The 21,473-nt window shown below is 63.0% G+C and carries 15 protein-coding genes; 5 read left to right on the top strand and 10 right to left on the bottom strand.

Annotated elements, in window-relative coordinates:
- The first annotated feature begins 173 nt into the window (after positions 1 to 173).
- Together LB541_RS01105 and LB541_RS01110 are read left to right on the top strand one after the other, a co-directional pair.
- Positions 174 to 620, top strand: a complete 447-nt coding sequence (locus LB541_RS01105) for a TadE/TadG family type IV pilus assembly protein (RefSeq protein ID WP_318012594.1) — start codon at positions 174 to 176, stop codon at positions 618 to 620.
- The gene (locus tag LB541_RS01110) at positions 621 to 2,387 is read left to right on the top strand and encodes a TadG family pilus assembly protein (RefSeq protein WP_224617624.1); all 1,767 of its coding nucleotides are present in this window, start codon (positions 621 to 623) and stop codon (positions 2,385 to 2,387) included.
- Positions 2,388 to 2,407: 20 nt separating this feature from the next.
- Here the strand turns inward: LB541_RS01110 and LB541_RS01115 are convergent, their stop codons facing one another.
- From LB541_RS01115 to LB541_RS01160, 10 genes are all read right to left on the bottom strand, one after another.
- Positions 2,408 to 4,042: an alpha-glucosidase family protein gene (locus LB541_RS01115; RefSeq protein WP_224617626.1), complete on the bottom strand. Its 1,635-nt coding sequence runs from the start codon at positions 4,040 to 4,042 to the stop codon at positions 2,408 to 2,410.
- Positions 4,035 to 6,038 (bottom strand): glycogen debranching protein GlgX, encoded by a 2,004-nt coding sequence (gene glgX, locus LB541_RS01120; protein ID WP_224617628.1) that lies wholly within the window; start codon positions 6,036 to 6,038, stop codon positions 4,035 to 4,037. Before glgX ends, LB541_RS01115 begins: the two co-directional genes overlap by 8 nt.
- A 157-nt stretch (positions 6,039 to 6,195) precedes the next feature.
- Positions 6,196 to 7,824 carry an alpha-D-glucose phosphate-specific phosphoglucomutase gene (locus LB541_RS01125; RefSeq protein ID WP_140494811.1) on the bottom strand — a complete coding sequence of 543 codons (1,629 nt, stop codon included), beginning with the start codon at positions 7,822 to 7,824 and terminating at the stop codon, positions 6,196 to 6,198.
- 3 nt (positions 7,825 to 7,827) lie between these two features.
- Positions 7,828 to 9,273, bottom strand: a complete 1,446-nt coding sequence (gene glgA, locus LB541_RS01130) for a glycogen synthase GlgA (protein WP_140494814.1) — start codon at positions 9,271 to 9,273, stop codon at positions 7,828 to 7,830.
- 135 nt (positions 9,274 to 9,408) lie between these two features.
- Positions 9,409 to 10,674, bottom strand: coding sequence for a glucose-1-phosphate adenylyltransferase (glgC, locus tag LB541_RS01135; protein ID WP_140559416.1), 1,266 nt, complete (start codon positions 10,672 to 10,674; stop codon positions 9,409 to 9,411).
- Positions 10,675 to 10,677: 3 nt separating this feature from the next.
- Complete coding sequence (glgB, locus tag LB541_RS01140; RefSeq protein WP_140559415.1) at positions 10,678 to 12,924, bottom strand: 1,4-alpha-glucan branching protein GlgB; 2,247 nt, start codon at positions 12,922 to 12,924, stop codon at positions 10,678 to 10,680.
- Between the two features lie 104 nt (positions 12,925 to 13,028).
- A complete protein-coding gene (locus LB541_RS01145) occupies positions 13,029 to 15,497 on the bottom strand; it encodes a glycogen/starch/alpha-glucan phosphorylase (RefSeq protein WP_140559414.1) in 2,469 nt (822 codons plus the stop codon).
- Positions 15,498 to 15,629: 132 nt separating this feature from the next.
- Positions 15,630 to 16,412 carry an ATP-binding cassette domain-containing protein gene (locus tag LB541_RS01150; RefSeq protein WP_140559488.1) on the bottom strand — a complete coding sequence of 261 codons (783 nt, stop codon included), beginning with the start codon at positions 16,410 to 16,412 and terminating at the stop codon, positions 15,630 to 15,632.
- On the bottom strand, positions 16,409 to 17,470 hold the full coding sequence (locus tag LB541_RS01155; RefSeq protein ID WP_140494823.1) for an ABC transporter permease: 1,062 nt from the start codon (positions 17,468 to 17,470) through the stop codon (positions 16,409 to 16,411). The genes LB541_RS01150 and LB541_RS01155 overlap by 4 nt, the downstream gene beginning before the upstream one ends.
- A gap of 156 nt (positions 17,471 to 17,626) precedes the next feature.
- The gene (locus LB541_RS01160; protein ID WP_411910452.1) at positions 17,627 to 18,682 is read right to left on the bottom strand and encodes a sugar ABC transporter substrate-binding protein; all 1,056 of its coding nucleotides are present in this window, start codon (positions 18,680 to 18,682) and stop codon (positions 17,627 to 17,629) included.
- A gap of 190 nt (positions 18,683 to 18,872) precedes the next feature.
- On the opposite strand from LB541_RS01160, the gene LB541_RS01165 reads away from it, so the two are divergent.
- From LB541_RS01165 to LB541_RS01175, 3 genes are read left to right on the top strand one after another with little or no spacing between them, the layout of a single operon-like run.
- Positions 18,873 to 20,099, top strand: a complete 1,227-nt coding sequence (locus tag LB541_RS01165) for an ROK family protein (RefSeq protein WP_140520761.1) — start codon at positions 18,873 to 18,875, stop codon at positions 20,097 to 20,099.
- Positions 20,100 to 20,546, top strand: a complete 447-nt coding sequence (locus tag LB541_RS01170) for an RbsD/FucU family protein (protein WP_140514913.1) — start codon at positions 20,100 to 20,102, stop codon at positions 20,544 to 20,546.
- The gene (locus LB541_RS01175; protein ID WP_140494831.1) at positions 20,543 to 21,466 is read left to right on the top strand and encodes a carbohydrate kinase family protein; all 924 of its coding nucleotides are present in this window, start codon (positions 20,543 to 20,545) and stop codon (positions 21,464 to 21,466) included. The genes LB541_RS01170 and LB541_RS01175 overlap by 4 nt, the downstream gene beginning before the upstream one ends.
- Positions 21,467 to 21,473 lie beyond the last annotated feature (7 nt).

Below are 21,473 nucleotides of genomic sequence, written 5' to 3' on the forward strand. Positions count from 1 at the left end.
GAAGACTAGACAGGCGGCAAGCTCTTTTCAACCGAGTACTGATTGACCCTAAGTCAATAGCCAGGAATCAAAGAAGCCGCGGCTAAATTAGCGTAGCTTTTCAATCATACACACTTCCAGGTTGCGCCTAGAGTTTTCGCTTTTTGCATGCGAACTTTGGCATGCTCGGCGGCATGGTTCAGAACCTCATTCGCCGGATCCAGGGGCGCCGATTCCAGACAGACACTTCGGCAACTTCGGCGGTTGAGTTCGCTCTGCTATCACCGATATTCATCCTTCTCCTGCTCGGAATGGTTGCATACGGTATCTATTTCGGCGCGGCCAATTCAATACAGCAGATCGCGGCGGACGCCGCCCGGACGGCCATCTCGGGGCTGAACCAGACCGAGCGGCAGACGCTCGTGGCCTCGTTTCTCGCCAATAATGCCGGTGGATATCCCTTCGTCGACGCCAGCAAGCTGACTTATCAGGCCAATGACAGCACGGCGGACGGCAATCAGTTCGTGGTGTCGATCCAGTACGATGCCCGAAACCTGCCGATCTGGAATCTCTTTCCGGGCATAGCCATGCCGGGTACAACGATCAAACGCCAATCATCGATCAGGGTCGGGGGCATCTGAATGCTGCTCTGCGCGCACTTGAAGGTCGGCAGGCTTGCACGCCTGATGCTTGGTGACCGGCGAGCGAATTTCACGGTGATGACGGCGTTGAGCGCGCCGGTCGCGCTGGCGCTGGCAGCGGTGGCGATCGACGAGGCCTCCATTTACACCGAGCGCCGAGAAGCACAGGCGATGGTCGACCTGGCAGCGATCACCGCGGCTTCGAACATCAACAACGTCCAGACCGCGGTCTTGACCACGCTCACCGACAACGGGATGCCAGGTGTCGTCGTTCAGGGCTCGGGTCAAACCATTCCCGCGGCGGTGGGCAAAACCGTCGTGACGGTCACGCGGGGCCGATATGCAGGGGCATCCTCGGTCAATGTGGATCAACGCTTCCAAGCAGGCGTAACCCCTTACAACGCGGTTCATGTGACCCTGCGCAAGATCCCCAACCGCTATTTCGCAAGCTCGCTGATCCCAACGCCCATCATTGGCACCGAAGCCACCGCCAGCATGACGCCACAGGCCACTTTCTCGGTCGGATCGAGGTTGCTCAGCGTCAATACCAGCAACAGCCCCATCCTCAACGCGCTTCTCGGCGGCCTCCTAGGCGGCAACATCTCGCTCAGCGTCATGGACTACAACGGATTGATCTCCGCCGATGTCAGCGTGCTTTCCTTCGTCGATGCCCTGGCGGTGCAATTGAACCTGACGGGCGTGACCTATTCGGACGTTCTGGCCTCAAAGGCTACAGTCGGCCAGATCGCCACCGCCATGGCCAATGTTCCCGGGCTCGGCAACACGGCCAAGGTCGCCTTGCAAACCATGGCAAGCAAATCGACTAACACGGTCAAGATTCCGCTCAGCCATCTCATTGACCTCGGCCCCCTCGGCAGACTTGGCCTCGGGCAGAGGCCAGCCGGCCTTGGCGTTGACGCCAGCGCGATGGGAATGCTGATGGCCGCCGCCGAACTGGCAAACGGTTCGAAGCAGATCGACCTCGGTCTCAGCACCGGCATACCGGGGGTGCTGTCGAGCACGCTCGTCATCGCCGTCGGCGAACCGCCGCAATCCTCGCCATGGCTGAAGGTTGGCGAAGTCGGCACCATTGTGCGGACGGCCCAGACCCGCATCAAGCTGGTGGTGAAGATCGGAGCCGGCAACAGCAATGTCGGAGGCGGTATCACCCTGGTGTCGGTCAGTCTGCCTCTGCATGTCGAAGTCGCCTATGCCGAGGCCAAGCTCACCGACATAAGTTGTCCGACAGGCCCCAGCAGCATCAAGGTGACCATCGCCACTCGTCCCGGTATCGTCGAAGGGCATCTCGGCGACAGCAGCAGCGCCGGCTTTGCCGATGTCACCAACAAGGAGACGTTTTCCAACACGGAAATCGCGAGCGTGAAACTTCTGATCATCCCGGTGCTGTCGGTGGTGGGCTCAGCGGCGTTCGACATGGCCAACAACACGCCGACGACGTTGACTTTCAACAAGGCCGATATCGATGCCAAGACGATAAGGACCGCTTACACGCAAAATTTTACCCAGTCGTTGACTACGTCGCTGGTCAGCGATTTGTCGCTGACGGCGAATTTACTCGGTCTGCCGCTGAACCTGAACAGCCTTCTGGGATTTGTGAAGCCGCCGGTGGTGGCGCTTCTGAACAGCGTGGCGGCCCCGGTCGACACGTTGCTTACCAATCTGCTCGGAGCTCTTGGCGTGCGTCTCGGTGAAGCCGACGTCCGGGTCACCGGCGCAACGTGCGGACGTGCCGTGCTTGTCCAGTAAGATGGCCGGCACGCGCTGATCTAGGCAAGGTGTCCAAGAAAGCATCCGAGTGTCGGCAGCAAAAGCACGGCTTCTCCGGCGAGCGAGGCATCGCCGCCAAGTTTCGCAACCGCTCCTAAGTCTTGCGGCAGCGGCCAATTGGCCGGTTCCCCGGCGAAATTGAAGGCACAAAGCAGCCTCTCATCGCCATGCTCGCGGACAAAGGCCAGCACGTCGCCTTCGGCGTCGAGAAAGCGGATCGAACCGCCGACCAGCGCCGGATGCCGCTTGCGCAAAGCGAGTGCCGAATGGTAGGCGGAAAGTACCGATTGCTCATCGCCGCTCTGTACATCGACCGCGCGAGCGCGATGGCTTTCCGGCACCGGCAGCCAGGGTTTACCGGTGGAGAAGCCCGCATTATCGGCGCCGGACTCCCAGACCATGGGCGTGCGGCAGCCATCCCTTCCCTTCACACCGGGCCAGAAGCGGATGCCTACCGGATCGCGCAGGTCCTCATAGGCAAGTTCCGCCTCCGGCAAACCGAGTTCCTCGCCCTGGTAGAGGCAGATCGAGCCACGCAGGCAAGAGAGCAGCATGATCGAGAATTTGGCCACCACGTCAGGATCGCCGCCCGGCCGCGTCCAGCGGCTGACATGACGCATGACGTCATGGTTGGAAAACGCCCAGCAGACCCAGCCATCTACGACAGCGTTTTCGAAAGCCTCGACACAGCCGCGCACATGCGCCGCCGAAAATTGCGGGCCAAGCAGATCGAAGGTGTAGCACATCTGCAGCTTGTCGCCGCCGGAGGTGTAGGCGGCCAGCGTCTGTAGGGACCGCCCCTCATCGCCGATTTCGCCGACGGCGGCGCGATCCCCGTACTCGTCGAGCAGCGCCCGAAAGCGCCGCAGGAACGCTAGATTTTCCGGCTGCGTCTTGTCGAACAGGTGCTCCTGGTAGAGGTAGGTGTTGGTCTCGGTGTTGGTGCCTGCAACGCTCGACGCCAAGGGCGGGTTGCTGCGCAGCCAGCGGTCGTGGACGTAGTAGTTGACGGTGTCCAGCCGGAAGCCGTCGACGCCGCGCTCCAACCAGAACCGCACTGTATCCAGAAGCGCGTCCTGGACCTCCGGGTTGTGAAAGTTGAGATCCGGCTGCGAAGCGAGGAAATTGTGCAGATAGTACTGCCGGCGGGTCGCATCCCATTCCCACGAGGGGCCGCCGAAGACCGACAGCCAGTTGTTGGGCACACCACCATCCGGTCTGGCGTCGGCCCACACGTACCAATCGGCCTTTGGATTGTCGCGGCTGGCGCGGCTTTCGACGAACCATTCGTGCCTGTCGGAGGAGTGCGACAGCACCTGGTCGATGATGATTTTCAGGCCAAGCCGGTGCGCTTCGGCAACCAGTGTATCGAAATCCTCCAACGTGCCGAACATCGGATCGACGTCGCAATAATCCGACACGTCGTAGCCCATATCGGCCATCGGCGACTTGAAGAAAGGCGACAGCCAGACGGCATCGGCGCCGAGCGAGGCAATGTGGGCGAGCCTTGATGTGATGCCGGCGAGATCGCCGCTGCCGTCGCCGGTCGTGTCCTGGAAGGAACGCGGGTAGACCTGGTAAATGACGCAACCGCGCCACCAGTCGGCCGCTCGCTCGGCATTGTCGTCAGTCATCACGACCCTTTCCCTGTCTGGGCCCTTCCGTCCTGCGCTCGATCATGAAATTCACGCTGCGGCCCGGCAGCGCGCGAGAAAGATCAACTGCTTGCGCTTCGATGGCGGGATGCCATCGGAATCCGTCTCGCGCGGGCAATGTGAAGATGCATTGGCGGCGATCGCCATTGACCATGACGGCAAGCCGGCCATCCACGCCGCCGAGCAGCATGACGAGGCGATGCCGGGCGGGATCGTTCCACTCCGCCTCGCCGAGCAGCGCCCCCGTCTCGGTGAGCCAGGCGGCGTCGGCAGTGTCCGACCCGGCCAGCGGCTGGCCGGTGAGGAAATCTGTATTAGAGAGCGCCGGCACCGCGCGGCGCAAGGCGGCCAGTGCACGCGCGTAGCCTTCCAGCGCCTGGTCACGCCCCTTCCAGTCGAGCCAGGTGACGTTGTTGTCCTGCGCATAAGCGTTGTTATTGCCTTGCTGGCTGCGGCTGAATTCGTCGCCGGCCGTCAGCATGATCGTGCCGCGCGAGGCGAACAGCGTGGCGAGCAGCGCACACTGGTCGCTGAAGCGCGCCTTCGCGATTGCCGCGTCGTCCGTCGCGCCCTCGACGCCGTTGTTCCAGGACAGGTTCTCGTTGTGGCCATCGCGATTTTGCTCACCATTGGCCTCGTTATGCTTCTCCTCATAAGCAACGATGTCGGCCAGCGTCATGCCGTCATGGGCCGCGATGAAATTCACCGTGCGGCTGGCGGGCTGGCCGCCCCTGCCGAAAATATCGGACGAACCGGCAAGTCGTGTCGCCAGCGTACCAACCATGCCGGCATCGCCGCGCCAGAAGCGCCTGGCATCGTCGCGATAACGATCGTTCCATTCCAGGAAGCGGGAGGGGAAGTTGCCGAGCTGATAGCCATCGAGACCAATGTCCCAGGGCTCGGCGATCAACACACGGCCGGCCAACAGCGCATCCTCGCGCATCGCCTCCAGCAACGGCGCTTGCGCTTCGAATGTGCCGTTGACGCGCCCCAGCACCGGTGCCAGGTCGAAACGAAAACCGTCGACGCCGGCATGGCGGACAAAATGGCGAAGCGTGTCGAGCACCATTTCCCGCACCGCCGGGTGATCGCCGGCGACCGTGTTGCCGGTACCAGTATCATTGACCAGCCTGCCATCCGGCCGGTGCCGGTAATAAGCCTGATTGTCGAGGCCGCGCAGCGACAATGTCGGACCGAGCCTGTCACTTTCGCCCGTGTGGTTGAAGACAAGGTCGAGAATGGTGCCGATGCCGGCCGCACGCAGCGCGGCAACGGTATCGCGCAATTCGGCCAGGCCGCCAGGGGCCAGGCGCGGGTCTAGTGCCATGAAGGTGACAGGGTTATAACCCCAGGCGTTGCTCAACCCGAGCGGCGGCAGATGCCGCTCGTCGATCGATGCCGTCACCGGCATCAGCTCGACGGCGGAGACGCCGAGCCTTCGCAGGTGCTCGACGATAGCCGGATGAGCAAGCGCGGCGGTCGTGCCGCGCTGTTTTTCCGGCACATCCGGATGCAGCTTGGTGAAGGCGCGCACCGGCACTTCGTAGATCAGGCCGCCCGGACGGAACAGCGGCGGCGGCACAGGCACAGCCGTGAGCAAGGCTTTCGCCACCGCCTTGGGCATCAGCGGCGCGGTGTCGGCACCTTCGTTGCGCCGCGCGGCGAGACGCCAGTGATAGGCATAGGGCCGATCGATCTCGGCGGCGTAGGGATCGGTCAGCAGCTTGTCGGGGTCGAACCAAAATCCGCGCTCGGGCGCGTAATCGCCATCGGCGCGGAAACCGTAGCGGGTGCCCTCGGCAAGGCCGGAGACGAAGAGTGCATGCACCCCCTCTCCTTCCGCTTTCAGCTCCAGCCGGTCGAGTTCGCGGTTTCCCTGTTCGTCGAAGATCGAGACCCAGAGGCGGCGCGCCGACGAGGACCAGGCGGCAAAGCGGATGCCGTCGGGGGTGATGGTGGCGCCTAGTGAGGTCATCGGCGCGTCCTCCACCCTCCCCCTTGTGGGAAGGGTCGCGAACGAAGTGAGCGGGGTGGGGGGTGACGCCGGCAAAGCCCTCTACGAGCACCCCCACCCCGACCCGCTACGCGGATCGACCCTCCCCACAAGGGGGAGGGTGAAGCCACCGCCACGCTCAAGTAATCACGCTCGGCTTGTCGCGGCCGGTGTGGCTCCTAATTCCCGCGATGTCATCCGCTGCCGCGATCAGATCGGCGAGCGCCTTCTGCGTATCGAGATCGTGCCTGGCCTTGTCCGGCTCGTAGCGCTCGATGTAGACGCGCAAGGTGGCGCCCGAGGTGCCCGTGCCGGAAAGCCGGAAGACGACGCGCGAGCCGCCTTCGAACAGCACCCTGATGCCTTGATGCTCGCTCACCGAACCGTCGACCGGATCGTGATAGGTGAAGTCGTCGGCATTGGCGATCTTCAGGCCGCGCACGCTGGTGCCCGGCAGCGAGCCAAGCTTGGCGCGCAGTTCGTCGACCAGCGCATTGGCGCGCCCGCTCTCGACTTCCTCGTAGTCATGGCGCGAATAATAGTTTCGGCCGTAGGTCGCCCAGTGCTCGGTGACGATCTGCTTACAGCTCTCGCCGCGCGCGGCGAGGATGTTGAGCCACAAAAGCACGGCCCACAGGCCGTCCTTCTCGCGCACATGGTTGGAGCCGGTGCCCGCACTTTCCTCGCCGCAGATCGTCGCCATGCCGGCGTCGAGCAAATTGCCGAAGAATTTCCAGCCGGTCGGCGTCTCATACATGCCAATGCCGAGTTTTTCGGCGACGCGGTCGGCGGCCCCACTGGTCGGCATCGAGCGCGCAATGCCCTTCAGGCCTTCCTTGTAGCCCGGCGCCAGGCGGGCGTTGGCGGCGAGCATGGCGACAGAATCCGACGGGGTGACGAAAATGCCCTTGCCGATGATCAAATTGCGGTCGCCGTCACCGTCGGAAGCGGCACCGAAATCCGGGGCGTCCGGTCCCATCATCTCGTCATAGAGATGTTTGGCATGGACCAGGTTCGGATCCGGATGGTGGCCGCCGAAATCCGGCAGCGGCTTGAAGTTGCGGCAGGTGCCGTCGGGCGCGCCAAGCCGGTGTTCGAGGATCTCCTTGGCGTAGGGGCCGGTCACCGCGTGCATGGCGTCGAAGCGCATGCGAAAGCCCGACTTGAACAGTTTGCGCAGCGCGTCGAAATCGAACAGGCTTTCCATCAGCTCGGCATAGTCGACGACCGGATCGATGATCTCGACCGTCATGCCGGCGGCCTTGACGGTACCGATCGCGTCGATGTCGATCGGATCGATGTCGACGGTCTTGAAGCTGGAGATCGCCTTGGTCCTGGCGAAGATCGCATCGGTCAGCTTTTCCGGCGCCGGGCCGCCATTGCCGGCATTGTACTTGATGCCGAAATCCTCGTGCGGGCCGCCCGGATTGTGGCTGGCTGACAGGATGATGCCGCCGAACGTCTTGTACTTGCGGATGACATGCGAAGCGGCCGGCGTCGACAAGATGCCGCCCTGCCCGACCATCACCTTGCCGAATCCGTTGGCGGCGGCCATGGCGATGGCCTTCTGGATGACCTCGCGATTGTAGAAGCGGCCGTCGCCGCCGATCACCAGAGTCTTGCCCTTGAACCCGTCCAGCGCGTCGAAGATCGACTGGATGAAGTTCTCGGCATAGTGCTCCTGCTGGAACACAGGCACCTTCTTGCGCAGCCCCGAAGTGCCGGGCTTCTGGTCGGAATAGGGTTTGGTGGGAACGGTGCGTATCATGCTTCAAGCAACCCTTTTCGAAAGCAGCAGGCGATAGAGTTCAACGTATTTGTCAGCGCTTCGGTCCCAGGACAGGTCGGTCTTCATGCCCTGGCGCTGGATGGCCTCGAAGATCGCGGGGCTGGCATGGGCCTCGGCCAGGCGGCGGATGGCATGAAGCAGCGCGCCGCCGTCGCTGGGCGCGAACTGGAACCCGGTCGCCACGCCGGCGGCAATCGCCGCCTCGTTGGCGTCGATGATGGTGTCGGCGAGCCCCCCGGTGCGGGCGACCACCGGCACGCAGCCATAGCGCAGGCCATAAAGCTGCGTCAGTCCACAAGGCTCGAAGCGCGACGGGATAACGATGGCGTCGCAGCCGCCCTGCATGACGTGAGACAGGCCTTCGTCATACCCCACGACGACGCCTATACGGCCGCGGTGGCGTGCGGCGGCGGCGAGCAGCGCGCCTTCGAGGCCGGCATCGCCCGAACCCAGAATAGCCAACCGCGCGCCCGTCGCAACGATGCCGTCGACCGCCGTCGCCAGTATGTCCATGCCCTTCTGCCAGGTCAGGCGGCTGACGACGCAGACGATCGGGCTACCGTCGCGATCGAGGCCGAAACGGCCCTCGACAGCGGCCCTGTTGGGCGCGCGCGCCTTGAGCGAGGCGGCTGTATAGTTCGACACCAGATGCTTGTCGGTCTCCGGGTTCCAGATGGCGGTGTCGATGCCGTTGACGATGCCATAGAGATCGCTGGAGCGCATGTTGATCAGGCCGTCGAGACCCATGCCGAATTCCGGTGAGCGGATTTCCTGCGCATAGGTCGGGCTGACGGTGGTGATTGCCCAGGCAGCCTGCAGGCCGGCCTTGAGGAAGCCGACGCCGCCATAATATTCCACGCCGTCAAGCGCCATCGCCGCCGTCGGCAGTCCGAGTTCGCCGAAGATGCCGGCGCCGAACTGCCCCTGGAAGGCGAGGTTGTGGACAGTCATCATCGACGGTGTGCCGACCGCCTTGCCATAGCGCATATAGGCCAGCGTCATCGCCGACTGCCAGTCATGGGCATGCACGATATCGGGCATGTAACCGGAGATGGCACCGCCGGCGATGTCGGCGCCGGCTTGGCTGAGCGCTGCGAAACGGCGCCAATTGTCCGGCCAATCGGCACCCGCGGCATTGCCATAAGGACCGCCGGGACGATCGAACAGATGCGGCGCATCGAGCACGAAAAGATCGAGCCCGGCAAGCTGGACAGAATGGACCGAAGCCTTGCCGCCCTGCAGCAGCGGATACTTGTAGACAGACTTTTTCTTCTTGAAGGCGTCCATCACCATGGGAAAACCGGGAATAAGCGTGCGCATCGTCACGCCTTTGGCGGCCAGCGCGACGGGCAGCGCGCCGGTCACATCGGCAAGCCCGCCGGTCTTGATCAGCGGAAAGATCTCTGGCGTGACCGACAGAACCTGCATGCGCTTACCGAACCGCTCCTGGTGCATGTAGCCCAAACCGTGCAGCGGTTCTGGGGCAAGGACATGCACAAACCACCCTAAAGTGACAGCTTGTTGATCAACCCGATCGGATTGACAACTTGTTGATCAAACTGATCAGGCTGACAACTTGTTGATCATGTCCTGCGTGATCAGGCAGATGCCCTTTTCCGAAACGCGGAAGCGCTTGGCGTCGAGCACGGGATCCTCACCGACCACCAGCCCTTCCGGTATCCTTACACCGTGGTCGATGACGACGCGCTTCAACGTTGCGTTCCGGCCGACATGGACGTCGGGCAGCATGACCACTTCTTCCAGCGTCGAATAGGAATTGATGCGCGCGCCGGTGAAGATCAGGCTTTTCCTGAGCGTCGCACCCGAGACGATGCAGTCGCCCGATACCAGCGAGGACACGGCCGAACCGCGCCGTCCATCCTCGTCATGCACGAACTTCGCCGGCGGCTTCAACTCGGCATAGGTCCAGATCGGCCAGTCGCGATCGTAGAGGTCGAGTTCGGGCGTCACGTCGGTCAGGTCGATATTGGCTTCCCAATAGGCATCGACGGTGCCGACATCGCGCCAGTAGGCCTCATTTTCCGCGGTCGAGCGCACGCAGGACTTGGCGAAGCGGTGGGCGATCGCCTTACCGTGCTCGACGATATAGGGGATGATGTCCTTGCCGAAGTCGCGGCTTGAACCGGGCTCGGCCGCATCGCGGCGCAGCTGCTCCATCAGGAACTTGGTCTTGAACACGTAGATGCCCATCGAGGCCAGGGCAAACTCCGGTTTGTCTGGAATGCCGGGAGGGTCGGCCGGCTTTTCGACGAAGGCGATGATGTTGTCCTTGGCATCGACATGCATGACGCCGAAGCCCGTGGCCTCCATGCGCGGCACTTCGAGGCAGCCGACGGTGACATCGGCGCCGGCGTCGACATGCTGGCGCAGCATCAGCTCGTAGTCCATCTTGTAGATGTGATCGCCGGCGAGGATGACCATGTATTCGGGGCCATAGGCCTCGATGATGTCGATGTTCTGGTAGACCGCGTCGGCCGTGCCTTCATACCACTGGGTTTCCGACACGCGCTGGCTGGCCGGCAGGATATCGAAGCTTTCGTTTCGTTCGGGCCGCAGGAAGTTCCAGCCGCGCTGCAAATGGCGGATCAGCGAATGCGCCTTGTATTGGGTTGCAACCCCAAGGCGGCGGATGCCGGAGTTGAGGGCGTTGGAGAGCGCGAAATCGATGATGCGCGTCTTGCCGCCGAAATAGACCGCCGGCTTGGCGCGCCGGTCGGTCAGTTCCTTGAGGCGGCTGCCGCGCCCGCCGGCCAGCACATAGGCCATGGCGTCGCGGGCCAGCGGCTGGGTTCGTTTCGAGTTTGCCATTTTCTACCCTCCCAAGTTACCCGGTCTCGACATGGCTTGTTCCGCGACCAGTTCAAGCATGATCGTCGACAGCGGCGGCAAGAGCATCGTTGCGGAGATGCCCCCTTCCTCCGCCCGCGCTTCGACGGCGCCGCCATTGCCCTTGCCGGATCCGCCATATTCGGAAGCGTCCGTGTTGATGATCTCGCGCCATGTGCCGGCTTTCGGCAGCGGGACGCGGTAGTTGTCGCGCGGCACCGGCGTGAAATTGGAGATGATCGCGACCGGATTGCCTCCCGGCGCGCTGCGCAGCCAGGCGAAGACGGAATTCTGGCTGTCGTCGACGATCAGCCAGGAAAAGCCTTCCGGCTCGCAGTCGCGGCCGTGCAGGGCCGGTCGCGAGCGGTAGAGATAGTTGAGGTCGCGCACCACCTGCCAGACACCGCGATGCGAGCGGAAATCGAGAAGATTCCAGTCGAGCGCGCGCGCCTCGCTCCATTCGCGGCGCTGCGCGAACTCCTGGCCCATGAACAGCAGCTTCTTGCCGGGGTAGCCCCACATGAAAGCGTAGTAGGCGCGCAATGTCGCGAATTTCTGCCAGTCGTCGCCGGCCATCTTGCCAAGCAGCGTGCCTTTGCCGTGCACGACCTCGTCATGCGAGAGCGGCAGCACGAAATTCTCCGAGAAGGCATAGACCAGGCCGAAGGTAAGGTCGTTGTGGTGGTGTTTGCGGAAGATCGGCTCCTTGGAGAAATACTCCAGCGTGTCGTGCATGAAGCCCATGTTCCACTTGAAGCCGAAGCCCAGCCCGCCTTCATGGACCGGAGCCGAGACCTTCGGCCACGAGGTCGATTCCTCGGCGATGGTCATGACGCCCGGATGGTGGCCGTAGAGCTCCTTGTTCATCTTCTGCAGGAAGCTGACCGCCTCGAGGTTCTCGCGGCCGCCCTTCTCGTTAGGAATCCATTCGCCTGCCTTGCGCGAATAATCGAGGTAGAGCATCGAGGCGACCGCGTCGACGCGCAGGCCGTCGACATGATATTTTTCGGCCCAGAACAACGCGTTGTTGACCAGGAACGACACCACCTCGCGGCGGCCGAAATTGTAGATCGCGGTGTTCCAGTCGGGATGAAAGCCCTGGCGCGGATCGGCATGCTCGTAGAGCGCAGTGCCGTCGAAATGGACAAGGCCGTGCTCGTCGACCGGAAAATGCGCCGGCACCCAGTCGAGGATGACGCCGACGCCGGCACGGTGGGCGCCGTCGACAAAGCGGGCAAAGCCGGCCGGGTCGCCAAAGCGCGCCGATGGCGCATAGAGGCCTGTCGTCTGGTAGCCCCAGGAGGGATCATAGGGATGTTCGGAGATCGGCATGAACTCGATGTGGGTGAAGCCGGTCTCGACGACATAGGGGATCAGCCGGTCGGCCAGTTCATCCCATGACAGAAACGTTCCATCGTCGCGAAGCTGCCAGGAGCCGGCATGGACCTCGTAGATGGAGATGGCCTCGCGCCGGGGATCGGCATTGCGCCAGAAAGTCCGATGCGCCTCGTCGCCCCATTGATGGGCGGGCGACGCAGCGGTCACTGAAGCGGTCGCCGGGCGCAGTTCGGACTTGAAGGCAAACGGATCGGCCTTCAGCGGCAACCTCACGCCATCGGGGCCGATGATCTCGTACTTGTAGGGCCTGCCGGCGCCGATATCGGGGATGAATACCTCCCAGATGCCGGTGTCGCGGCGATCGCGCATCGAATGGCGGCGGCCGTCCCAGTCGTTGAAATCGCCGACCACCGAGACGCGCCTTGCATTGGGGGCCCAGACGGCGAAATGCACGCCGGTGGCGCCTTCGTGCTCGATGACATGCGCGCCGAGCTTGTCGAACAGCCTCAGATGCGAGCCCTCGGCAATGTAGTAATCGTCCATCGGACCGAGCACCGGGCCGAAAGAATAGGGATCCGTCAACCACCAGTCGCCCCCGGCATTCCTGGCGTGATAGCGCAACGGCTGGCGCTTCTTGATCGACAGCTTGCCTTCGAAAAAGCCGCCATCGTCACGCCTGGACAGTTCACCAGCAATCATGCCGGTCAGCGTATAGGCGGTGACGAACTCCGCATGCGGAACGAAACAGCGGGCAAACAGGTTCTTGCCCACCTCATGGACGCCGAGGACCGCAAACGGATTGCCGTGCGTGCCGGCGACAATCGCCGCGACATCGCTGGCCGGGGCCGATCCGTCCGGCCCGCTTGTCGCAGCGGTCGCGCGCGGTTTCCTCATCGGGCAGTGTCCCTCCCCGGGCACCAAATGTTTGTTTTAAGGTATAAATTCGGCGTTTGAACTCACACCCCGGACTACATCGTTCGTGGCCTCATGCAATCACATCAGGCAGGTACGTTCCAGATGTCTTTCGCGTATTGGCGGATCGTGCGATCGGAAGAGAACCAGCCGACGCGCGCGACGTTGCGGATTGCCCTGGCGTACCAGTCCGGACTGTTGCGCCAGACGGCATCGACGTCTCGCTGGCAAGCGGCATAGGCGTCGAAATCCGCCGCGACCATGAACCAGTCGCTGTCGTAGAGACCATTGATGAGATCGCGGTAGCGGTTGGGATCATCGGGCGAAAAGACGCCCGATGAAACGGCCGCGAGCGCCTGCGACAGTTCGGGCGATGCCTCGATGACGCCACGCGGATCGTAGCCATTGTTGCGGCGCTCGGCGACCTCCGCCGTGGTCAGGCCGAAGATGAAGATGTTGTCGTCGCCGACGCACTCCTTGATTTCGACATTGGCGCCGTCGAGCGTGCCAATGGTCAGCGCGCCGTTCAGCGCGAACTTCATGTTGCCGGTGCCCGAAGCCTCCATGCCGGCGGTCGATATCTGCTCAGAGAGGTCGGCGGCCGGCATCATGATCTCGGCGAGGCTGACATTGTAGTTCGGCACGAACACCACCTTGAGCAAGCCGCGAACGGCCGGATCGCGGTTGATGACCCTGGCAACGTCGTTGGCCAGTTTGATGATCAGCTTGGCATTGTGGTAGCTGGGCGCCGCCTTGCCGCCGAAGAATTTCACGCGCGGCATCCAGTCGCGCTCCGGGTGCGAGCGGATCTGGTCGTAGAGCGCGACCGCCTCGAGGATGTTCAGGAGTTGGCGCTTGTATTCGTGGATGCGCTTGACCTGGATGTCGAACAGCGCCGAGGGATCAAGCCTGATGCCGAGCCGGTCGGCGACGAGATTGGCCAACTTCACCTTGTTCTGCCGCTTCACTCCGGCGAATTTTTCGCGGAAAGCGGTATCGGCGGCAAAGGCATCGAGCCCCTTGATGGCGTCGATGTCATCCAGGAAGCGGTCGCCGATCGCCTCGCGGGCGAGTGCGGTCAGACCTGGGTTGCACTGGATCAGCCAGCGCCGCGGCGTGATGCCGTTGGTCTTGTTGTTGATGCGGTCGGGATAAAGCGTGTGCAGGTCGGCGAACACCGTTTCCTTCATCAGCTCGGTGTGCAGCGCAGAGACCCCATTGATCGAATGCGAGCCGACGAAGGCGAGATTGCCCATGCGCACGCGACGGTCGCCATTCTCCTGGATCAGCGAGATGCGGCTGATCTGCTCGCCGGAGAACTGATTGGTGGCGCGCGCCTCGAGCAGCACCTGCGCATTGATGGCGTAGACGATCTGCATGTGGCGCGGCAAAAGCCGCTCGAACAGCGGCACCGGCCAGCTTTCCAACGCCTCCGGCAGCAGCGTGTGGTTGGTATAGCCGAAGGTGCGTTTGGTGGTGTCCCAGGCCTGGTCGAAATCCATGCCGTGGACGTCCATCAGGAGGCGCATCAGCTCCGGCACGGCGATCGCCGGATGGGTGTCATTGAGGTGGATTGCCGCCTTGTCGGGCAGCGACTTCAGGTCGCCATATTGACTGAGATGCCGCTGCACGATGTCCTGCAAAGAGGCGGTGGAGAAAAAATATTCCTGCCGCAGCCTGAGTTCCTGCCCTGCCATGTGGGAATCGGCGGGATAGAGCACGCGCGACAACGCGTCGGCCTTGTTGCTTTCGGCGAGTGCGCCGATGTGGTCGCCAGCATTGAACTTGTCGAGCAGGATCGGATCGACCGGCATGCCCGACCAAAGCCGCAAGGTGTTGACGCGGTTCCCCCGCCAGCCGACGACAGGTGTGTCGTAGGCGACGGCCAGCACATGCTCGGTCGGCTTCCAGACATGGCGTTCCAGCCGGCCATCCCTGGTGGTGACCGATTCCACCGAGCCGCCGAACCCGACCTCGAACGACCGTTCGCGGCGTTCGAACTCCCAGGGGTTACCGTGATCGAGCCAAGTTTCGGGCAATTCTACCTGCCAGCCGTCATGTATCTCCTGGCGGAACATGCCGTTGGCGTAGCGGATACCGTAGCCATGCGCGGGAATATCGACGGTGGCCATGCTTTCCATGAAGCAGGCGGCGAGCCGGCCGAGGCCGCCATTGCCAAGTGCTGCATCCGGCTCGAGCGTGGCGATGAGGTCGAGTTCCACACCCAGCGACGACAACGCCTCGCGCATGTTCTCCATCAGGCCGAGATTGGAGAAGGCGTCACGCATCAGGCGGCCGATGAGGAACTCCAGCGAGAGGTAATAGACGCGCTTTTCCTGCTGGGCGTAGGCCTCTTTCGTCGCCTGCATCCAGCGATCGACGATGCGGTCGCGCACGACCTTGATCGAGGCGGTCAGCCAATCGTACTGGGTGGCGACGGTGGTGTCCTTGCCGACCCTGTATTTGAGGGCCATCAAGACTTCTCTTGCGAGCGTCTTAGGGTCGGGATTTTCAAGCAGTGGCGGGAGGGGGTCGGATGTCATCGTGCGCGTCATGCTGCCTCTCGTGCGGTTGCCACGATCATACCGGCTTTCATCATTCATCCCAGCCCATGCTACCGCATCGCAGCAAACGTTCAATCGATTTAAGTAAGTCGGAGGCGACTTACCCAGCGGCAATGTGGCAGTTCAGGCCGCCAGCGTCGCCTCCGGCGGCGTCTTTGCCCCGGTCATGAAGGCGACGGCATCGGACATTGTATGTTGTTTGGGATCGATGACGCACAGCCGACGACCCAGCCGATGGATGTGGATGCGGTCTGCCACTTCGAAGACATGCGGCATGTTGTGCGAGATCAGCACGATCGGCAGGCCGCGCTTCTTCACGTCGAGGATGAGTTCCAGCACGCGGCGGCTTTCCTTGACGCCAAGTGCTGCCGTCGGCTCGTCCATGATGACCATCTTGGAGCCGAAAGCGGCGGCGCGCGCCACTGCCACGCCCTGGCGCTGGCCGCCCGACAGCGTCTCCACCGCCTGGCTGATGTTCTGGATGGTCATCAGGCCGAGTTCAGTCAGCTTGTCGCGGGCGCGCTTTTCCATCGCCGGACGGTCGAGCATGCGAAGCCATTGGCCGACAAAGCCGGGCTTGCGGATCTCGCGGCCGAGAAACATGTTGTCGGCGATCGACAGCGCTGGGGACAGCGCCAGGTTCTGGTAGACGGTCTCGATGCCGGCTTCGCGAGCCTCCATGGGCGACTTGAAGGCGACCGGTTTGCCCTCAAGCCGGATTTCGCCTTCATCGGGCACCACAGCGCCTGAAATCGCCTTGATGAGCGACGACTTGCCGGCGCCGTTGTCACCGATAACAGCGAGGATTTCGCCGGGGTAGAGGTCGAAATCGGCATTGTCCAAGGCGGTGACGCGGCCGTAGCGCTTGACCAGTCCACGAGCGGTGAGGATAGGGTCCTGGGTCATGCCGAAACCTTTCTGATCCATTGATCGACCGCCACGGCGCCGATGATCAGCACGCCGGTGAGCAGCACCTTCCATTGCGGATCGGCGCCCAGCATGTTGAGGCCCATGGAGACGACACCGACGATCATCGCGCCGAACAGCGTGCCGAGGATCGAGCCGCGGCCGCCGAAAAGAGAAATACCGCCGATCACCGTGGCGGTGATCGCCTGCAGATTGTAGTCGGTCACGGCGGCCGACGGCGAGATCGACCCATTGCGACCGATGGAGACCCAGGCGGCGAAAGCGGCGATCAGCCCGGCCAGGGTATAGACCGTCATGAGCACCTTCTTGGTCTGGATACCCGACAGTTTCGCCGCCTCCTGGTCGTCGCCGACAGCGTAGACATGGCGGCCCCATGCCGTGTGATTGAGCACGTACCAAAGGAGCAGCACGAGCGCGACCATCGCAATCACGCCGGCCGTCAGCACAGCGGTGCCGACCTTGAAGCTGAGCGCGAACAGATGCAGCAGCGGTGCCTGAACGTCGACGTCGGTGTCGCGGATCGTCTCATTGGCCGAATAAATGAAGTTCGTCGCCATGACGATGTTCCAGGTGCCGAGTGTCACGATGAATGGCGGCAGTTTCATGTAGGCGACAAGCACCCCGTTGAGCAGCCCGCAGGCAGCACCCGCGGCAAGTCCGATCGCTACGGCAAGGACGCTCGGCAGGCCGTAGCTGACGGCGCAATTGCCCATGATCACGGCCGAAATCACCATGATGACGCCAATCGAAAGGTCGATGCCGGCGGTGAGGATGACCAGGGTCTGGGCGGCACCCAGAATGCCGACGATGGCGATCTGCTGCAGGATCAGCGTCAGCGTGTAGGACGAGAAGAAACGCCCGCCAATGGTGAGGCCGAACACGATGATCGCCAGGACCAGAACGATCAGCGGCACCGCGGCCGGCGTCGAATGCAGAAAATGCTGGATGCGTCTGACCGCCGATTTATGCTCGTCAAACGCGGCAACGCTCGTGTCGCTGCCTGAGAGAACCTTCTCGAATTCCTGAGCTTGAGACATGTTTCCTCCCCGTAGGGTATCAGCCACGCGGCGACACCCGTCCACGCCTTTCCGGTCTCCTGCCGGGATTGTTCGCGGTCACGCGACCATCGTCCACCCGAAGCGGCCGGGGATCAAGTCCGGCCGCTCCGTTTTTCGTTGCCAGTCAGACCGGCATCAGCCCCAGCACTTGGCGAGGCCTTCCTTGGTGTCGATGGACTTCACGCCATTGGCCGGCTTGTCGGTCACCAGATTGACGCCGGTGTCGAAGAAGTTCTTGCCTTCGGTCGGCTTCGGCTTGGTGCCGTCCTTGGCGAAGTTGGCGATGGCCTCGATGCCGAGCGCCGCCATCTGCAGCGGATATTGCTGCGATGTCGCGCCGATGACGCCTTCGGCCACCGACTTCACGCCGGGGCAGCCGCCATCAACGGAGACGATCAGCACCTGGCTTTCCAGGCCGACGGCCTTGAGCGCCTGATAGGCGCCGACCGCGGCCGGCTCGTTGATGGTGTGGATGACGTTGATGGTGTTGTCCTTCTGCAGAAGGTTCTCCATCGCCTTGCGGCCGCCCTCCTCATTGCCGTTGGTGACGTCATGGCCGACGATGCGCGCGTCATCCTCGTCGCCGATCTTGTTAGGATCCTTCACGTCGATGCCGTAGCCCATCATGAAGCCCTGGTCGCGCAGCACGTCCACGGTCGGTTGCGAGGGGGTCAGGTCGAGAAAGCCGATCTTGGCGTCCTTGGCCTTGTCGCCGAGCGTCGCGGCGGCCCAGGCGCCGATCAGCTTGCCGGCCTCCAAATTGTCGGTGGCAAAGGTCGCGTCGGCGGCGTCGATCGGATCGAGCGGCGTGTCGAGCGCGATCACCAGCAGGCCGGCGTCACGCGCCTTCTTCACGGTCGGCACGATGCCCTTGGTGTCGGACGCGGTGATGAGGATGCCCTTGGCGCCGTCGGCGATGCAGCTCTCGATCGCCGCGACCTGGCTTTCGCTGTCGCCGTCGATCTTGCCGGCATAAGTCTTGAGGTCGACACCAAGCTCCTTGGCCTTGGCGGTCGCACCCTCCTTCATCTTGACAAAGAAGGGATTGGTGTCGGTCTTGGTGATCAGGCAGGCGCCGACACCGGCCGCGGATGCGGACGAGGCGAATGCCATCAGGCCCAGAGCGGCCGCCGCAAAAACGGTGGACTTCAACAGTTTTGTATTGGTCACGATTTCCTCCCAGTGGAACATTTCAGATGCCGGCCAACCGGCACCCCTCCGGCATCCAAGCAACCTCTCCCGGTACGGATGCCTGCCTCAAATGACACCAGACCAATCTCTCTGTCAATAATTAAATCACTCTTATTTATTATTGACAGCCTTGCGCCGTTCGCACATTCTGTTCCAGAAGCCTCGAGGGGAAATGACGGGAGGAACAGGGGTGGAGACGGCCACTGCCAGGCATGGTTCGCCCGAGGCGAATGAGAGCCTTATTCACCGTGGTACCAACCAGAGCGGCATGCGGGACCACAATGAGCGGCTGGTGCTGTCGCTGGTGCGCCAGCATGGCAGCCTGGCGAAGTCCGACATCGCCCGCATGACCGGACTGTCGGCGCAAACCGTCTCCGTGATCATGCGCGAGCTCGAGGAGGAAAGCCTGTTGCTGCGGCAGGCGCCGCTGCGCGGCAAGATCGGCCAGCCCTCCATCCCCATGGCGCTCAATCCCGAAGGCGCGTTCTTCATCGGCCTGAAGATCGGCCGCCGCAGCGCCGAACTCGTGCTGATCGATTTCCTCGGCAATGTACGTTCGATGCTGCAGCATTCCTACCGCTACCCTGCCCCGCGCGAGACGGTGGAATTCGTCACATCAGGCATGAAGAAGATGCGTGGCGAGCTTTCGCCCGCGCAGGACAAACGCATAGCGGGACTCGGCATCGCCATGCCGTTCGAGCTCTGGAACTGGGCCGATACCGCCGGCGCGCCGCGCGACGTCATGGACGAATGGCGCCATCGCGATATCCGCGCCGACATCCAGGCGCAATGCGATTTTCCGGTCTATCTGCAGAACGACGCCACTTCGGCCTGCGGCGCGGAACTGGTCTTCGGCCAGGCAGGCGCCCCGCGTGATTTCGTCTATTTCTATATCGGCGCCTTTGCCGGCGGCGGCATCGTCCTCAACGGGCGGCTCTTTGGCGGCCCGACCGGCAACGCCGGCGCGCTGGGCTCCATGCCGGTGCCCGGACCGGAGGGAAAGCCGACCCAATTGATCGACGTGGCTTCGATCGCCATGCTCGAAAAAGCGCTCAATGCACGTGGCGTCGAGGCTTCGCATCTGTGGACGTCGCCCGAGGACTGGGGCGAGATCGGCGCCGAGCTCGACGACTGGATTACAAACGCCTCGCGGGCGCTCGCCTATGCCATCGTCGCGGCATCGTCCGTCATCGACTTCGAGGCGGCGGTGATCGACGGCTGGATGCCGACGCAGGTGCGCCGCAGGCTGGTCGACGCCGTCATCGCAACCATCGACACGGTCGATGCCGAGGGATTGAAACTGCCAAACGTCCGCGAAGGCACCGTCGGTATTCACGCGCGCGCTCTCGGGGGCGCCAGCCTGCCACTATCCGAGCGCTTCCTGATCGGTTCGACCACGATTTCCAGGAGCATCTGAATGCTGATCGGAATTCCGGCGCTGCTCGGTCCGGAGCTTCTGGCGATCCTGCGTGCGATGGGGCATGGCGACGAAATCGCCCTGGTCGATGGAAACTACCCGGCCGAAGAGCAGGCAAAGCGGCTGGTGCGGGCCGACGGCCACCATCTCATTCCGGTGCTGGACGCCATATTGAGCGTGCTGCCCGTCGATGACGTCGTGCCGGAGGCGCTGTTTCGCGCCTCGGCCAAGGGCGACCCCTCGCTCGCCGATCCCGTGCATCATGAAATCGAAGTGCTGTGTGCAAAACGCGCGCCCGGGCGCAAGGTGGTTGCGCTGGCCGGTGCCGACTTCTATGCACGCGTCAGGGCCGCGCACGCCATCGTCGCGACCAGCGAACCCAGGCTCTACGCCAACATCATCATCCGCAAGGGCGTGATCCATCCGCCGGAGACGACAAGACAATGATCCTTTGCTGCGGCGAGGCCCTGATCGATATGCTGCCGCGCACGACGACGGAGGGAGAACGGGCCTTCGCACCCTATGTCGGCGGCGCGGTGTTCAACACCGCCATTGCGCTCGGCCGGCTGGGCGCTCCTGCCAGCTTCTTCTCGGGCCTGTCGTCGGACCTGTTCGGCGGCCAGCTCCGCGAAGCGCTCGGGGCGAGCAAGGTCAGTTCCACCTATGCGCACACTTCGCCCCGGCCGACGACGCTCGCCTTCGTGCGGCTGAACGATGGCCAGGCAACCTACACTTTCTACGACGAGAACACCGCCGGGCGCATGCTGACCGGCGAGGATCTGCCGCAACTTGGTCCGGAGATCGAGGCCATGCTGTTCGGCGCCATCAGCCTTATTTCGGACCCGGCGGGGGCCGCCTACGAGGAATTGATGAAGCGCGAGCATGGTCGTCGCGTCATGATGCTCGACCCCAACATCCGGCCGAACTTCATCCCGGACAAGGCAAAGCATCTGAAGCGTATCCGCGAGATGATGGCGATGGCCGATATCGTGAAACTCTCGGATGAAGATCTTCACTGGTTCGACGAAGCCGGCTCGCACGAGGACGTCGTGCGCAACTGGCTCGACCGCGGACCCAAGCTGATCGTCGTCACCCATGGCAGCGAAGGCGCCGTCGGCTACACCAGGGACCACACGGTCAGCGTAACGCCGCGAAAAGTCGAGGTGGTCGATACGGTCGGCGCCGGTGATACGTTCAATGCCGGCATCCTCGCCTCGCTGCATGAGCAGGGCCGGCTAACGAAAGCGGCGATTTCAGGCCTTTCCGAGGACGCCATCCGTGCGGCCCTGACACTCGGCGCCAAAGCGGCGGCGGTGACGGTATCGCGGGCCGGCGCCAATCCGCCCTGGCGCCATGAGATCGCCTGAGTGGCGC

Origin of the sequence: Mesorhizobium sp. BR1-1-15, assembly GCF_020165475.1 — a bacterium.
Taxonomy (GTDB): Bacteria; Pseudomonadota; Alphaproteobacteria; order Rhizobiales; family Rhizobiaceae; genus Mesorhizobium.

What these genes read in the sequence shown, in the direction of transcription:
- LB541_RS01105 (WP_318012594.1), top strand. Translation starts at nt 174, where the DNA reads ATGGTTCAGAACCTCATTCGCCGGATCCAGGGGCGCCGATTCCAGACA.
- LB541_RS01110 (WP_224617624.1), top strand. Translation starts at nt 621, where the DNA reads ATGCTGCTCTGCGCGCACTTGAAGGTCGGCAGGCTTGCACGCCTGATG.
- LB541_RS01115 (WP_224617626.1), bottom strand. Translation starts at nt 4,042, where the DNA reads ATGACTGACGACAATGCCGAGCGAGCGGCCGACTGGTGGCGCGGTTGC.
- glgX (WP_224617628.1), bottom strand. Translation starts at nt 6,038, where the DNA reads ATGACCTCACTAGGCGCCACCATCACCCCCGACGGCATCCGCTTTGCC.
- LB541_RS01125 (WP_140494811.1), bottom strand. Translation starts at nt 7,824, where the DNA reads ATGATACGCACCGTTCCCACCAAACCCTATTCCGACCAGAAGCCCGGC.
- glgA (WP_140494814.1), bottom strand. Translation starts at nt 9,273, where the DNA reads ATGCAGGTTCTGTCGGTCACGCCAGAGATCTTTCCGCTGATCAAGACC.
- glgC (WP_140559416.1), bottom strand. Translation starts at nt 10,674, where the DNA reads ATGGCAAACTCGAAACGAACCCAGCCGCTGGCCCGCGACGCCATGGCC.
- glgB (WP_140559415.1), bottom strand. Translation starts at nt 12,924, where the DNA reads ATGAGGAAACCGCGCGCGACCGCTGCGACAAGCGGGCCGGACGGATCG.
- LB541_RS01145 (WP_140559414.1), bottom strand. Translation starts at nt 15,497, where the DNA reads ATGACGCGCACGATGACATCCGACCCCCTCCCGCCACTGCTTGAAAAT.
- LB541_RS01150 (WP_140559488.1), bottom strand. Translation starts at nt 16,412, where the DNA reads ATGACCCAGGACCCTATCCTCACCGCTCGTGGACTGGTCAAGCGCTAC.
- LB541_RS01155 (WP_140494823.1), bottom strand. Translation starts at nt 17,470, where the DNA reads ATGTCTCAAGCTCAGGAATTCGAGAAGGTTCTCTCAGGCAGCGACACG.
- LB541_RS01160 (WP_411910452.1), bottom strand. Translation starts at nt 18,682, where the DNA reads ATGTTCCACTGGGAGGAAATCGTGACCAATACAAAACTGTTGAAGTCC.
- LB541_RS01170 (WP_140514913.1), top strand. Translation starts at nt 20,100, where the DNA reads ATGCTGATCGGAATTCCGGCGCTGCTCGGTCCGGAGCTTCTGGCGATC.
- LB541_RS01175 (WP_140494831.1), top strand. Translation starts at nt 20,543, where the DNA reads ATGATCCTTTGCTGCGGCGAGGCCCTGATCGATATGCTGCCGCGCACG.